The sequence below is a fragment of the Scytonema sp. PRP1 genome (assembly GCF_036697665.2).
Classification (GTDB): domain Bacteria; phylum Cyanobacteriota; class Cyanobacteriia; order Cyanobacteriales; family Nostocaceae; genus Kalymmatonema; species Kalymmatonema gypsitolerans.
The window spans coordinates 107,950-121,131 of record NZ_JBAHYJ020000084.1; the positions used below are offsets into that span (position 1 = coordinate 107,950).

General features: G+C 44.1%; 15 protein-coding genes and 1 pseudogene. 9 read left to right on the plus strand and 7 right to left on the minus strand.

Translation table 11 applies throughout. The features are described from left to right. Nucleotides 1-66: 66 nt before the first annotated feature. The 6 genes from V5G28_RS19765 to V5G28_RS19790 all read left to right on the plus strand — a co-directional run bounded on the left by V5G28_RS19765 (nucleotide 67) and on the right by V5G28_RS19790 (nucleotide 4,632). The gene (locus V5G28_RS19765; RefSeq protein ID WP_332987883.1) at nucleotides 67-1,041 is read left to right on the plus strand and encodes a sodium-dependent bicarbonate transport family permease; all 975 of its coding nucleotides are present in this window, start codon (nucleotides 67-69) and stop codon (nucleotides 1,039-1,041) included. A gap of 4 nt (nucleotides 1,042-1,045) precedes the next feature. Further along, on the plus strand, nucleotides 1,046-1,357 hold the full coding sequence (locus V5G28_RS19770; RefSeq protein ID WP_332987884.1) for a P-II family nitrogen regulator: 312 nt from the start codon (nucleotides 1,046-1,048) through the stop codon (nucleotides 1,355-1,357). A gap of 28 nt (nucleotides 1,358-1,385) precedes the next feature. Next, on the plus strand, nucleotides 1,386-2,084 hold the full coding sequence (locus tag V5G28_RS19775) for a carbonic anhydrase (protein ID WP_332988136.1): 699 nt from the start codon (nucleotides 1,386-1,388) through the stop codon (nucleotides 2,082-2,084). A 272-nt stretch (nucleotides 2,085-2,356) separates the two neighbouring features. Then, nucleotides 2,357-3,202: a helix-turn-helix transcriptional regulator gene (locus tag V5G28_RS19780; protein ID WP_332987885.1), complete on the plus strand. Its 846-nt coding sequence runs from the start codon at nucleotides 2,357-2,359 to the stop codon at nucleotides 3,200-3,202. Between the two features lie 177 nt (nucleotides 3,203-3,379). Beyond that, on the plus strand, nucleotides 3,380-3,814 hold the full coding sequence (locus tag V5G28_RS19785) for a DUF6640 family protein (protein ID WP_332987886.1): 435 nt from the start codon (nucleotides 3,380-3,382) through the stop codon (nucleotides 3,812-3,814). Further along, complete coding sequence (locus V5G28_RS19790) at nucleotides 3,811-4,632, plus strand: nickel/cobalt transporter (protein WP_332987887.1); 822 nt, start codon at nucleotides 3,811-3,813, stop codon at nucleotides 4,630-4,632. The genes V5G28_RS19785 and V5G28_RS19790 overlap by 4 nt, the downstream gene beginning before the upstream one ends. 460 nt (nucleotides 4,633-5,092) lie before the next feature. Here V5G28_RS19790 and V5G28_RS19795 read toward each other — a convergent pair whose 3' ends face one another. From V5G28_RS19795 to V5G28_RS19815, 5 genes are all read right to left on the minus strand, one after another. Continuing rightward, nucleotides 5,093-5,497 carry a tetratricopeptide repeat protein gene (locus tag V5G28_RS19795; RefSeq protein WP_442994281.1) on the minus strand — a complete coding sequence of 135 codons (405 nt, stop codon included), beginning with the start codon at nucleotides 5,495-5,497 and terminating at the stop codon, nucleotides 5,093-5,095. Further along, on the minus strand, nucleotides 5,428-6,156 hold the full coding sequence (locus V5G28_RS19800) for a toll/interleukin-1 receptor domain-containing protein (RefSeq protein ID WP_332987889.1): 729 nt from the start codon (nucleotides 6,154-6,156) through the stop codon (nucleotides 5,428-5,430). The genes V5G28_RS19795 and V5G28_RS19800 overlap by 70 nt, the downstream gene beginning before the upstream one ends. 25 nt (nucleotides 6,157-6,181) lie before the next feature. Next, nucleotides 6,182-6,559 carry a DUF5615 family PIN-like protein gene (locus V5G28_RS19805; RefSeq protein WP_332987890.1) on the minus strand — a complete coding sequence of 126 codons (378 nt, stop codon included), beginning with the start codon at nucleotides 6,557-6,559 and terminating at the stop codon, nucleotides 6,182-6,184. Next, complete coding sequence (locus tag V5G28_RS19810; RefSeq protein ID WP_332987891.1) at nucleotides 6,556-6,849, minus strand: DUF433 domain-containing protein; 294 nt, start codon at nucleotides 6,847-6,849, stop codon at nucleotides 6,556-6,558. Before V5G28_RS19810 ends, V5G28_RS19805 begins: the two co-directional genes overlap by 4 nt. A gap of 213 nt (nucleotides 6,850-7,062) precedes the next feature. Further along, complete coding sequence (locus V5G28_RS19815) at nucleotides 7,063-7,245, minus strand: hypothetical protein (protein WP_332987892.1); 183 nt, start codon at nucleotides 7,243-7,245, stop codon at nucleotides 7,063-7,065. Nucleotides 7,246-7,289: 44 nt separating this feature from the next. Between V5G28_RS19815 and V5G28_RS19820 the strand changes: the two are divergent. The 3 genes and pseudogenes from V5G28_RS19820 to V5G28_RS19830 all read left to right on the plus strand — a co-directional run bounded on the left by V5G28_RS19820 (nucleotide 7,290) and on the right by V5G28_RS19830 (nucleotide 12,019). Beyond that, nucleotides 7,290-8,476: pseudogene (locus V5G28_RS19820) on the plus strand (RNA-guided endonuclease InsQ/TnpB family protein). 335 nt (nucleotides 8,477-8,811) lie between these two features. After that, nucleotides 8,812-10,155: a TMEM143 family protein gene (locus tag V5G28_RS19825; protein WP_332987893.1), complete on the plus strand. Its 1,344-nt coding sequence runs from the start codon at nucleotides 8,812-8,814 to the stop codon at nucleotides 10,153-10,155. A 151-nt stretch (nucleotides 10,156-10,306) separates the two neighbouring features. Then, entirely contained in the window at nucleotides 10,307-12,019 is a 1,713-nt protein-coding gene (locus V5G28_RS19830; RefSeq protein WP_332987894.1) for an RluA family pseudouridine synthase, read from the plus strand. Between the two features lie 290 nt (nucleotides 12,020-12,309). Here the strand turns inward: V5G28_RS19830 and V5G28_RS19835 are convergent, their stop codons facing one another. Both V5G28_RS19835 and V5G28_RS19840 read right to left on the minus strand, forming a co-directional pair. Next, nucleotides 12,310-12,774, minus strand: a complete 465-nt coding sequence (locus V5G28_RS19835) for a type II toxin-antitoxin system VapC family toxin (RefSeq protein WP_332987895.1) — start codon at nucleotides 12,772-12,774, stop codon at nucleotides 12,310-12,312. Then, nucleotides 12,775-13,038: a hypothetical protein gene (locus V5G28_RS19840; RefSeq protein ID WP_332987897.1), complete on the minus strand. Its 264-nt coding sequence runs from the start codon at nucleotides 13,036-13,038 to the stop codon at nucleotides 12,775-12,777. Between the last annotated feature and the right edge of the window lie 144 nt (nucleotides 13,039-13,182).

Here is a 13,182-nt window from a genome sequence, read left to right on the forward strand (position 1 = left end):
GGTTAAGTTTCTTACAATGCAAAGTTTTTTTAATTTTCGGTTTCATCAGCACAAGGAGCGATAGACATGGATGCCAGCTTGATCATATCCAACATTCTCAACCCACCAATCCTGTTTTTCTTCTTGGGGATGACAGCCGTTTTTGTCAAGTCCGATTTGGAAATTCCTGCACCTGCACCCAAACTCCTGTCGCTTTATCTGCTGTTGGCGATTGGGTTTAAGGGAGGAGTTGAACTGATCAAAAGTGGAATCACTCAGGAAGTGGTTCTGACGCTCTTGGCAGCCATGTTGATGGCGTGTTTTGTCCCAATTTACACCTTTTTTATCCTCAAACTAAGGCTGGATACTTATGATGCTGCTGCGATCGCCGCAACCTATGGTTCTATCAGTGCTGTCACGTTCATCACAGCTAGTGCTTTTTTAACTCAGCTTGGCATTGCTTTTGATGGCTACATGGTCGCAGCCCTTGCCCTAATGGAATCTCCAGCTATCATTGTTGGTCTTATACTGGTAAATTTATTTACTCTTGACCAAGGGAAACCACGGGAAATCGCCTGGTCTGAAGTTTTGCAAGAGGCGTTTCTCAACAGTTCAGTCTTTCTCCTGGTTGGTAGCCTCGTGATTGGCGTCTTGACGGGAGAACACGGTTGGCAAGTTTTGGAACCCTTTACTCAGGGGTTGTTTTATGGGGTTCTTACGTTCTTTTTACTAGACATGGGACTGGTTGCTGCTCGAAGAATTAAAGACTTGCAAAAAACCGGATTTTTCCTCATTTCATTTGCGATACTAATTCCAATACTCAATGCAACCATTGGGTTATTGATTGCCAGATTGATTGGTATGTCTCAGGGAAATGCGCTGTTGTTCGCTGTGCTGTGTGCGAGTGCCTCTTACATCGCTGTCCCAGCAGCTATCCGGATGACTGTTCCGGAAGCGAATCCCAGTCTGTATGTTTCTACTGCTTTAGCAGTGACATTTCCGTTCAATATTATTGTGGGAATTCCCCTATATATGTACGGGATTAACCTGTTGTGGAGGTAATAATATGCACTTAGTTAAAAAGATAGAAATCATTGCCAACTCGTTTGAGCTTGGCAAAATTTTAGATGGTTTAGATAAGTCTGGTGTAAACGGTCATATTGTGATCCGAAATGTTGCCGGCAAAGGATTAGGAGGCACGAGGGAAGATTTAGACATGACGATGCTTGATAATGTTTACATAATCGCATTCTGTATGCCAGAGCAAATCAAGCCTGTTGTGGAAAAGATCAAACCTTTGCTTAATAAGTTTGGAGGTACTTGTTACATTTCGGATGTTATGGAAGTTCGTTCTGTAAGATGTGTCGCGTCGATGTAAGAGAATGATGAACCCAAAGAAGCATTTCATGGAACGTCGTGACTTCTTGAAGTTGGGAGTCACGGGGGCATTTGGTTTGGCATTCACTGCTAGTGATTTCCTTTGGCAAGTTGAACAGGTGAAAGCCGCTGAATTGACCCCAACTGCTCAATCCCTTAGTCCCGATGCCGCATTGCAAAAGTTGATGGAGGGAAATCAGCGGTTTGCTCAGCATCACCCTCAATATCCCGATCAATCTCAGGCTCGGTTGCAGGAAGTTGCTCAAGCTCAACATCCATTTGTAACCATCCTGAGTTGTGCGGATTCACGAGTACCCGCAGAAATTGTTTTTGATCAGGGCATTGGAGACATCTTTGATGTTCGGATTGCCGGAAATATTGTCATCCCTGAAGCACTGGGCAGTCTTGAATATGCAGTTGCCCTGTTGGGGACTCCTGTGCTCATGGTGCTGGGACATGAACGATGCGGGGCAGTTACCGCAGCTGTACAAAACCAAGCCCTACTGGGTGATATTAGTAGCTTTGTTAAGGCAATTAAGCCAGCCGTGGAAAAAGTCAAGGATCAGTCGGGGGACGCAGTTGAAAACGCTGTGGTAGCAAATGTGCAATATCAAATTGAACGATTGAAGCGATCGCCACTCTTAACTGAGCGGTTGCAGTCCGGCAAATTAAAAATCGTCGGAGGTCGTTATGATTTAGATACAGGAAGGGTGACTATTATTACCTAATTCCGAGATGACAACATCTTAGTGAGCGAATTTTAGATTTTAAATTTTGGGTTTTGGATTGAACGATAATTTAAAATCTAAAATCTAAAATCTAAAATCTAAAATCTAAAATTGATTGACAACATCCCAAGCCAAGCGTTGAATTCTTGCAGCATCTCTTTTCCTCAAACTCTCTAACCTAATTCTGTTTCCTTCTTGCGCAGTACCAAATTGAGTGCTAAGGATGTACACCTCTGCCTTGTACGAAACGTTGATAAACCCATTCAGTTTGTATGAAGGAAACATGGATTTCTGAACGCCGCACTATTCAACTACCCGGGTTAACCATTGATCGACATATCTCAGCACCGAACGAGCTTGACTTTCCCGGATGCAATCATCATCTGCTTTGTCTTCTGTTAAGTGATGGTAATCAACAAAAACTGACTCGCATCGGTGAACAAGAATCTGAAAAACCTCAAACCAAAGGAGATTTCTGGATTTGTCCTGCGCAGGTGTCGGGGGTTTGGGCATGGGATAGTACCGATGAATCGCTGATGTTTGTGATTGATCCACTCTTTTTGAATCAAACGGCACAAGAAGTTGCTCTTTTGAATGAAAACAAGGTTGAATTACTTAGTACAGTCAGTGCCTATGATCCACAGATTCAAGCGATCGCTCGCCTGTTTATAACAGAATTTGATGCGGATAGCATCGGTAGACAACTTTATGTCGAATCGCTTACACAGGTGTTTATCATTCACTTGCTGCGACAATACTGTGCGTTTGCGCCGAAAAAGCTACACGATGTAGGAGGATTGTCTAACAATCGACTCGAGCAAGTGCTAGACTACATCCACACCTATTTAGACCGACCGCTTCATTTAAATGAACTAGCAGAAATTTCAGGCATCAGTCAATATCATTTTTGCCGATTATTTAAGCAGTCAATGGGTGTAGCACCCTATCAATACGTGCTTCAGCAACGAATGGAAAAAGCTAAAGAACTATTGCAACAAAGGAAATATGCGATCGCTGAAATTGCTCTACTCGTTGGTTTCGCGGATCAAAGTCGCTTCACAAGGCACTTTAGAAAATATGTCGGAGTTACACCCAAAATGTTTTTAAGGAAAAAGTAGCACTGTGCGATACGACTCCCCATAGCAAGAATGGGCTAAATCATAATTCGATCCAGCAAGAAAAGTCTATCGTTTATCCAGTAGTGCATTGTATCTTCATCTGTGGGTTCTACGCGTAATAATCCCCTTATCACTAAACGTAATACTTCACAGGGTTAAGGTTCTACCAACGAATTTATGAGAAGAATCAGTCGTATCTTGCTTTCTGTTGTTCTCGTCAGCACTGCTGTAGTTTCCGTAGCGGTAGATTGGAACGTGACTCACCTTTTCAATCCCGAATGGCATCCTCACGCTAAATTCCATGATGCGGTGATGCTGTGGTTGCTTAGTGGAATGACTATTATGGCACTGTGGTTGCTATGGCGGCGATCGCTAGAACCTGATATTGGTTATACCGTTGCAATGTTGGTGCCTGTTATCTTTTGGTCAGCCTTTTTCTTTGTAACGCTAGTGATTCCTGGAACCAGTTTGCAAGCCGATCTTAAAGAAGCTCCCCCAATACTAGCAGGTATTCCGATCTACCCCAACGTCGTGATTGCAACAATCAGCGTCATTTTGGCATTGGTTGGTTATGGCTTGTACCGCGCCTCGTCGGAAGCGAACCGTCTATGAGACTGACTTGGATTGTTAGCTTTGCATTACTGATCACTTTCCTGCCTAGTCAGCCAGTTCTTGCTCATATCGGACATGGTAGCTTCCTCACCCAAAATCTGGCTCGCATGACTCTATCCCCAACATTAATGTTAAGTGGGATCGGTATCGCCCTGATTGCTGGAGCCGGACACGCCCTCTCACCCGGACATGGAAAAACGATGGTAGCGGCGTATCTCGTCGGTTCGCGGGGCACTCCTCAACAGGCAGTCGTGCTGGGTTTGGTGACAACGCTTACTCACACGATTAGCGTTTTCGCGCTAGGAATTGTAGCTTTGTTGTTATCTCAGCATATTTTACCAGAGCAATTGTATCCAATATTAAGTTTTTTGAGCGGGTTGATGGTTTGTAGTGTTGGTTTTTGGTTACTTGAGCGACATCTCAATCCTGCACCCAAACATCATCACCATGTTCACCATCATCACCATACTCACCATGATTCTCCTAATCACATCCACTATCCCTCTGATTCTCAAATCACGTTACAGTCTCTTCTAACTTTGGGAATCGCAGGTGGTTTAGTTCCGTGCCCGTCAGCTCTGGTATTGTTGTTGAGCGCGATCGCTCTTCATCAAACAGTATACGGCTTGTTATTAGTGTGTGCGTTTAGTTTTGGATTAGCAGTCGTATTAGTGAGCGTTGGTTTAGCGGTTATCTATGCTCAGCACTGGCTAAAGCGTTTTTCATGGGTTCAACCCTTGCAGCAGTATACTCCCAAAATCAGTGCGATCGCGGTGATTGTTGTAGGAAGTGTACTCATGGCTTGTGCTGTTATTTAAGGTTAAATATGAAACAGGACTTATATCAAGTCCGGTTAAATACTTATCATTACCCTAAGAACCCCACCCCGGTAAAGCTACGCTTCACCTCCCCTCCCCACTTGCGGTGAGTCCAGCGCTGCAGGCGGGTTTCCCGCCGTAGGCGACTGGCGTAAGCGCAAAGCGTGCCGCAGGCTTACGCGTAGCGTGCCGTATCTCCTTCGGAGACGCTGCGCGAACGGCGATAGCCGTGGCCGTACCCACTAGGCATACCCGAAGGGGGAGGGGCGGCGCGGGGTGGGGTACAGTTAACGTGGGAATCATAAGTAATTAGCCGGACATGATATTACGCAAAGTCGAGAATGTCATACTGAGCGAAACGGAGTGTAGCGAAGTATCAAGGGAGATTTTATGTCTTTCAGACACGCTGAGTTCCAAGGGGACACGCTGGGCGAACGGTAACGTTTCGCTAGCGCTACACTCAGAATGACAGTTCTTCTTCGTTCTTATAAATCTCTAAGTTGTTACGAAACAGCGTACTACTAGGCTCGAGGCGAACAGCTATTTCCAGTTCTGCGATCGCTTGATCCAGTTTGCCTTGATCGGACAGCGCTAACCCCAGGTTAAAGTGAGCATATGCATAATTTGGGTCTATTTGCAACGCTTTACGGTAAGAGGCGATCGCCTGATGGAGTTTGCCTTGATTGGATAGCGCATACCCCAGGTTAAAGTGAGCATATGCAAAATTTGGCTCGATTTGCAACGCTTTTTGGTAAGAGGCGATGGCGTCATCGAGTTTGCCTTGATAGTACAGCGCTAACCCCAGGTTATTGTAAGCATATGCAAAATTTGGGTCGATTTGCAACGCTTTACGGTAAGAGGCGATCGCCTGCTCGAGTTTGCTGTATCTGTTTCAATCAAGTATGCTTCGCGCAGCTTGCCTAATTTTGTGCTAACCAAGTCATATTGTTGTTGCAGTGAATCTTGTTCTTGCTTCAATCTGCGACGTTGGCTATCAGTTATACCGCCACTCGTTGCAAGAGAGGTTGAAGTCGCTGCTGTAGTAGTTTCAGAAGCGGTTGAAGAGGTTTTTGATTTCGCCATTTCTTCAACTACTGTGCGAATTCCTTGAACAACATTCAAAAAAGCCTCATCTTTATCTTGCCAGGTTGTCACAGCTTTGGTATTTTTAGGAAATGCTTGCAGTTTGGCAAAAGGTCCATCACGCCAGTCTACTGGCTTGAGAATAATCGGAATTACGCGAGCTTCTCTTGCCTCATGTCGTTCCATTGCTCGCTGCATCTCAATGTCGTAGCAGTAATCTGAAGCCAGAAAGTTAGCGCTCACCAGCAATAAAATGATATCCGCAGTGTTAAGATTGTCATCGATCGCATTTGCCCATTCCCTACCAGCACTGATTTCCCGGTCATGCCAAGCTTCAATAAATCCCCGACGTTTCATCAAGCTCAGATGAGTTGCCAATTCGTCTCGCAAATCTTCATCCTTATGGGAGTAGGAAAAAAATACTTTAACTGCATTAGACATATTCTTTAAATCTACTTTCTTTCATTCATGTAATACTTTTCTCAACATAAGCGTTCAGAAACACCAGTTGGTTCGCCATCTCCTTGGCTGACTTATCAGCAGCTAATTTGAGCAAACCGCGTAACTGCTGTCCAACCGAGTATTGTTGTTGCGGTGCGAGAACTATGCCAGCATGACATCTTTGTTGAACCACAAACTCACCGTGCAATCTGCAAAAATCCCTAATGTTGAAGCTATAAATGACTCGCCCTTGCTCAACTGCCCAAATTAGTTGTTCTTCATCGGGATATCCTAATCTATCAGCATCTGCGACTGTAACGATATCCAAATCTGCATTTCGCAGAGCTTGTATCAGCGCCCCTTTAATCGTGTCTTCATCCAAGTACAAACGAATTCGGCTCACGACAGATTTCCTGCTTTATACTCAGCTTCGAGGCGACGACATTCCTCGTTGTAGGCTGCAAATTCGGCGTCAAGCGATTCTTTGTTGGCATAATAGTACGCCAAAGCGCTATAAATCCCTGCTAGCGTCAAGTGCGGTTTATCTTCCAAAATTTCTTCAGGCGTGACACCTGCTTTAATCTCATTCACGATGTACTGAACCGTAATGCGAGTTTCGGCGATGCGGGGACGACCACCGCAAGTTCCCGGCGTACGGACAATAAACGTACCAATGTCGGTAATGGTCTGCATAGCTCGTTTGCTAAATTTTGCTCCCATAATTAAGAACTCTAGCACTTATCATAGAGGGGTTGAAACAACAATCGTGATGTCATCAGATATGGAGAACAACCAGATTTCCAACAATACCTTCTATGATGGTTCTGCATCCGCTTTCAGATTTTATAAGGGGTAGGTTGAAAACCCCGTGCTTTTAAGCCGGGGATGAAAACCACTGCGTAGGCTTTAGCCTACCGTGATGTTTTCTTTTTGTGGCTCAGGCAAAGAGTCAATCCAGTCTTCCACCAAACTAGACATGGTTCTGTCTAGTTGAACAGACAATAAGAGTAGCTTATGATATCTACGCTCTGACAATCTAAAAGCCAATCGTTTATTTTTCACATCGTCGAACAAATATTGTACATTCATATTATCATAATTTTAGTTGAGAAAAACAAGGAGGTGATAACGCAGTGCTGGTATTTGAATACAAAGTGAAAGGTAAACAACAGCAGTATCGAGCTATTGATGAAGCTATTAGAACCACTCAATTCATCAGAAATAAAGCTATTAGATATTGGATGGATGCACCCAAAGAAGCAAAAGTAGACAAGATTGCTTTGAACAACTATTCAACAACACTGCGTAAAGAATTTAGTTTTGTTAAAGACTTGAATTCAATGGCTTGTCAGTCTGCAACTGAAAGAGCTTGGCTGTCTATTGCTAGGTTTTACGATAATTGTAAGTCTAAGAAACCAGGCAAGAAAGGTTTTCCACGCTTTCAAAAACATAACCGTTCAGTTGAATACAAGACTTCGGGATGGTCATTGCATCCGACAAAAAGACGTATTACCTTTACTGATAAAAAGGGTATTGGTGAAGTCAAGTTGTTAGGCAAGTGGGATATTCACACTTACTCAGTCAAATCAATCAAGCGTGTTCGATTAGTCCGTAAGGCTGATGGTTACTATTGCCAGTTTGCAGTTGACGTTGAGGCTAAACCTGAACCGAGAACAGCTAACGGTGAGTTAGGGCTTGATGTAGGGCTTGAGTTTTTCTACTCTGATTCCAATGGACATCATCAAGAAAATCCAAGGTTTCTTAGGAAAGCCGAGAAAGCGATTAAACACGCTCAACGTCAGATTTACAAGAAAGAAAAAGGGAAGAACCAGCGACGGATAGCGCGGGCTAGATATGCAAAGAAGCATTTAAGAGTAAATAGGCAGAGGAATGAACACGCGAAGAGAGTCGCGCGTAACTTATGCAAGGCTAACGCCTTAGTCGCCTATGAAGCCTTGAATGTGAAAGGCATGGTAAAAAATCATTGTCTTGCCAAGTCTATTAATGATGTAGCTTGGTCTACTTTTCGTCGTTGGTTAGAATATTTTGCTGGCAAGTTCAATACCACAGTTGTTGCAGTCAATCCAAAATACACATCTCAAAAATGCTCGGATTGTGGAACAATTGTCAAAAAATCCCTTTCAACTCGCACTCATAAATGTAGTTGTGGGTGTGAGTTACAAAGAGACGTGAATGCAGCGATAAATATTCTGAATCTTGCACGACAAGCGTGAGTGTTGGGCAGTCCCAAAGTAACGCTACAGGAGTCGGAACCGCTACTCTTCTTGGTGCAAGCCTGGTTGAGCAAGTTGCGACGTAGAATGTAGAATCCCCGCGTCTAAAGACGCGGGGAGTGTCAAAAACTGCAATTGTGCTATCAGCAACTCCTCTGCCAGCTATGACTATCAAGCGCGTTGTCCTGAAACGGGCGAACTCCTGCGACTACCCCGCACACCTTTGGTAAAGGCGATCCCTATAGTTTAATGCAATACGTTGCTCATCATCACCGTATTGAATCAACAGTTTTTGCTAAAGTTCCTACTCAAGATACTAGTCATTGAGATCCAAATTGGTGGATGATGTTGAACCATCGCGATTTTTGTCTGGCAGAGGCGATTGCAAACCTATAAGTTGGACTCCGACTAATTTTAGATCATGGCAGTTTATGAAAATCGAGAAGCGTTCATTCCCTACCGTCGCACCGATATTATCAAACTTTGCCTGGAAGATGGTCAGCTAAGTGCCGCTGATGCTGAAAAGTTTCAAGATTTCTGCCAAATCCTATCCGCGTATTACCACTTTCGCTTTCACAAGACGCTGGAAATTATCAAAGACAACTACGTACCCTTCAATCCCAATGCAGATGTTCAACCACTCACTCAACCAACCTTCGACCAATACGACGAGATGGAGTCAAAAGTGGTTGATGCATTTCAACACATTTTAGAAAGAGCGAATTACATTCTTTTGCCTGAATCGATTGTACAACGAGCATTGGGAAAGAAATCTCTGATTGATTTGAAAACTCAGGTTGATTTCGATGACTTTGAGCGTTTCTGTTGCTATTACCAAGGCGATATTAACCAGAAAATTTCGCTGAAAAAGTTCTTCTTTTGGCAGGAAGAAAAGACGATTAATATTTTGGAACGAATTGTTTTACTCATTAAGTTCAAAGAAGCGGCTTACTTTCGTGCCAAGAAAGTCAAGATAGAGGAGTTGAACTTTACCCCTGGTAAAATGTATGTTTACTTCTACAAGAATATTCCAAAACTAGATATTGACTTACTCTTTCCCAATGTTATTACCAGTATGACTTGGAAAGATCGACTGTTATTTGGAATTCCTGCAATTGGGGCTGCAATTCCCCTGGTCTTAAAAGCATTGCCAAATCTGTTATTGCTCATAGCTGCAATTTCGTTAGTGTTCAATGCACCATTGCTAGTCGAATCGCTAGATTTAGAAGAGCATAAGGTGCGAGATGTGATGCCCATTCTAGTGGCAACGCTATCTTTAGGGATAGCACTCGGTGGATTTGCCTTCAAGCAATACACCAATTACAAAAACAAAAAAATCAAATTCCAAAAAGATGTTACCGACACGCTTTTCTTCAAGAATTTAGCTAACAATGCCAGCGTCTTTCAAATGCTCATTGACATGGCTGAGGAAGAAGAGTGTAAGGAAATTATTCTCGTATATTACCATCTCCTGACCAGTGCGACTCCGCTAACTCCGAAACAGCTAGACTCTCGCATTGAAACTTGGATGGAGAGGAAGCTGGGCATCAGGATTAACTTCGATATCCACGGTCCCTTGAACAATCTGCAAGATATTCGTGGCAAAGTGATCACAAATGCTGAAGAAGCAGATATTGTCCCGGAAATGCCTTTATTAAGCTATGATAACCAGGGATTTTGCCATGTTCTACCTTTGGAGGATGCCAGAGCAGTGATTGATTATGTTTGGGATAATGCCTTCCTATATAACGGGATAACTTTATAGAAAAGTTCCTGATATAGCGCAACTCAATTGGATGAAGCAATTATTTATCTGTGTCCATCTGTACCCATCTGTGGTTCATTATTTCTTTCTATACCTTACTCCGGGTTCTTACCGCTATAAGTCCAAGTAAGCCAGATTAGAAGCTTTATATATGGTCGTTCTGCACTCGCTTTGTGATTTCATAAACTGCAATTTTGCTGTCAGCGACTTATCTGTTAGCTATTGGTATGAAGGGCGTTGTCCTCAAACTGGTGAACTCCTGAGACTACCCCGCACACCAATGTCCGAGGCGATCGCCCATGCTTTAATGCAAGATCTTGCCACGGATGAGCGTTATTCCTCTGAAGGTAAGATGTATGGAGTATTACTCGTGGAACTGCCTACTGGCGAACAACGGGTACTCAAAGCTTTCTCCGGGCTACTGAATGGTGACAGCCTGGTTGAGGGCTGGGTACCCCCCATTCCAGGACGAGACGAAGTGGCATTAGAGGAAGCCCGCACATTGGCGCAGTTGGAAGCGATCAAGCAGGAACTCATTACCCTCAAGCAACTTCCAGAACGCCAGGAGTACGAAAAGCGTAGAAGTGAGTTTGAGTTACGCCTGCAACAAATGAGCGATCGCCATCGAGATTGCAAAAACCAACGACACGAAAAACGTCAGATATGCTACGAAAAGCTAATTGGAGAAGCGCTCATAGTTGCGTTGGAACAACTCGACGAAGAAAGTCGTCAACATGGGATTGAGCGACGGCAACTTAAACGGCAACGGGATGAAGTCTTGCAGCCGCTTCAGCAGCTTATTGCAGCAGCAGATGCGCGGATGGGTGAACTGAAACAGCGGCGTAGAGAACTGTCCCGCCAACTCCAGGCACAGATGCACGCTACTTACACCCTGATGAATTTTTTAGGACAATCTTTATCGTTGCAGCAGTTGATACCAGAAGGTATGCCCACAGGAACAGGAGACTGTTGTGCGCCAAAGCTGCTGCATTATGCGGCGACGCATGGTTTAAAACCATTGGCAATGGCAGAGTTTTGGTGGGGTTCGTCCTTAATTAATCAGGATAAAATTCAGGGAAAATTCTACGGAGCTTGTGCAGAACGCTGTCAGCCATTGATGGGATTTCTGCTGTCAGGGTTGCCTCCGTGGAAACCTAACCCCCCAGCCCCCTTCCCTAAAAGGGAAGGGGGAGTTTTAAGCCCCTCCCCTACCAGCCGAGGGGTTTGGGGAGAGGTGATACCCATTCTTTATGAAGACGAATGGTTGATTGCTGTGAACAAACCCGCAGGACTATTATCAGTTCCAGGGCGTTATCGCGACACTCAAGACAGCGTTCTCAGTCGTTTGCGTCAGATTTTACCAGATGGCATGGGGATTATTGCCGTGCATCGGTTGGATCAGGAAACATCTGGTATTCTTCTCTTAGCTCGCGATCTACAAACCTATCGGCAATTGAGTCAGCAGTTTCAGCACCGACAGGTTCACAAAGTTTATGAAGCTGTGCTTTCCGGTTGTGTGACAACTGATCGAGGTGTGATTGAACTACCATTGTGGGGAGATCCTCAGAATCGCCCTTATCAACAAGTCAATTACCAGTACGGAAAACCCAGCATAACTCAGTTTCAGGTGATAGCAACAGAAGGAAACTACACTCGTGTAGAGTTTATACCGCTAACAGGACGCACCCATCAACTGAGAGTTCATGCTGCTGATGTGAGAGGACTTGGAATACCTATTTTAGGCGATCGCCTTTATGGATGTCGTGCACCTGCAAATCGGTTACATCTGCATGCGAGAGAGCTTTCTTTTGAGCATCCACAGTTAGGAGAAACCATTCATTTACAGGCAAAGACGCCGTTCTAGTAAATGACTCAATTAATCCAGCAAAGCATTATAGTCCAATACGGTTCAGTTAAGGATTTTTGGTGAGATTTGGCAGTGTAGAGACGTAGCATGCTACGTCTCTACATAGCCGTCTTGGTAAATCTATTTTAGGCGATCGCCTTTATGGATGTCGTGCAGCGGCAAATCGGTTACATCTGCATGCAAGGGAACTTTCTTTTGAACATCCACAGTTAGGAGAAACCCTTCATTTACAGGCAAAGACGCCGTTTTGATGTGTCAATTCTAGTTGTGGTAAGGAGGCGATCGCCCTACGGGTAGTTATTGGGATTTTCAACCATCAGCCCTTCACTTGCAGCTGCTTTATTCAACTCATCGTCAGCAGAGACAAAGTTCACAGGGGGCAAGCCGTTAGTTATGCAGAGAGCATTTACCGCACAACCTGCTGCTAGCTGAACTGCGTCGTAACCTCGTAATCCCCATACTTCAGCTAATGCCATTGCAGAGTTGATAATATTTTCCGTGATTTCTACAACTTGGTACTCAGATAATAAGTCACTCCTGAACAGATTGCACGTTGCTGTAGCATCTGTAAGACTGATACTGCCACCACGCGCCCGTCTTGTAATCGCCGCAATAATTTCAACAAATGTAATTGCAGCAATTAATACTTCGTTGTTTAATGCAGGATCAAACAAATTCACAACCCATGCTGAACCTATCTCACTAATGTAGCGTTTCACCAAAGCGCTGCTATCAAGAAAGTAAACTGCCATCTAGCGGCGTTCCTCAATAATTGTTTCAGAAACAGGCTTTCCCTGAATCTGAATGAGTCGCCGTTCAGTTTGCCGATTGTAGGAGGGTTGCTTCAGTTGTTTGACTAAGCCAGATGTTAACAGTGCTTGATGAAATGTCGTCCGTTGAACAGCTTCTTCAATAGCTGCAAGATGCTTCTGGATGACTTGGTTAAGCTGCTGTAATTCTTGTGGTTCAAGCGCTTCAAGTTGATCTAGGATTTGGTTAAGAATTGCCTGTGTCATCAGCTTTTAGATTTAACTAGGGCTAGTATGTCTATGATTTTATAACCAGAAACTCTACACTTTTCAGAACTATACTATGAACCGCCTTTATGGATGCCGCGCGCTTTCAAGTCCGTTACATCTATGGTACAAAAGCTGTTTTAT

Excerpts from the sequence above, each read along its gene's own strand:
- V5G28_RS19765 (WP_332987883.1), top strand. The coding sequence starts at position 67 with ATGGATGCCAGCTTGATCATATCCAACATTCTCAACCCACCAATCCTG.
- V5G28_RS19770 (WP_332987884.1), top strand. The coding sequence starts at position 1,046 with ATGCACTTAGTTAAAAAGATAGAAATCATTGCCAACTCGTTTGAGCTT.
- V5G28_RS19775 (WP_332988136.1), top strand. The coding sequence starts at position 1,386 with ATGGAACGTCGTGACTTCTTGAAGTTGGGAGTCACGGGGGCATTTGGT.
- V5G28_RS19780 (WP_332987885.1), top strand. The coding sequence starts at position 2,357 with ATGAAGGAAACATGGATTTCTGAACGCCGCACTATTCAACTACCCGGG.
- V5G28_RS19785 (WP_332987886.1), top strand. The coding sequence starts at position 3,380 with ATGAGAAGAATCAGTCGTATCTTGCTTTCTGTTGTTCTCGTCAGCACT.
- V5G28_RS19790 (WP_332987887.1), top strand. The coding sequence starts at position 3,811 with ATGAGACTGACTTGGATTGTTAGCTTTGCATTACTGATCACTTTCCTG.
- V5G28_RS19800 (WP_332987889.1), bottom strand. The coding sequence starts at position 6,156 with ATGTCTAATGCAGTTAAAGTATTTTTTTCCTACTCCCATAAGGATGAA.
- V5G28_RS19810 (WP_332987891.1), bottom strand. The coding sequence starts at position 6,849 with ATGCAGACCATTACCGACATTGGTACGTTTATTGTCCGTACGCCGGGA.
- V5G28_RS19815 (WP_332987892.1), bottom strand. The coding sequence starts at position 7,245 with ATGAATGTACAATATTTGTTCGACGATGTGAAAAATAAACGATTGGCT.
- V5G28_RS19825 (WP_332987893.1), top strand. The coding sequence starts at position 8,812 with ATGGCAGTTTATGAAAATCGAGAAGCGTTCATTCCCTACCGTCGCACC.
- V5G28_RS19830 (WP_332987894.1), top strand. The coding sequence starts at position 10,307 with ATGGTCGTTCTGCACTCGCTTTGTGATTTCATAAACTGCAATTTTGCT.
- V5G28_RS19835 (WP_332987895.1), bottom strand. The coding sequence starts at position 12,774 with ATGGCAGTTTACTTTCTTGATAGCAGCGCTTTGGTGAAACGCTACATT.
- V5G28_RS19840 (WP_332987897.1), bottom strand. The coding sequence starts at position 13,038 with ATGACACAGGCAATTCTTAACCAAATCCTAGATCAACTTGAAGCGCTT.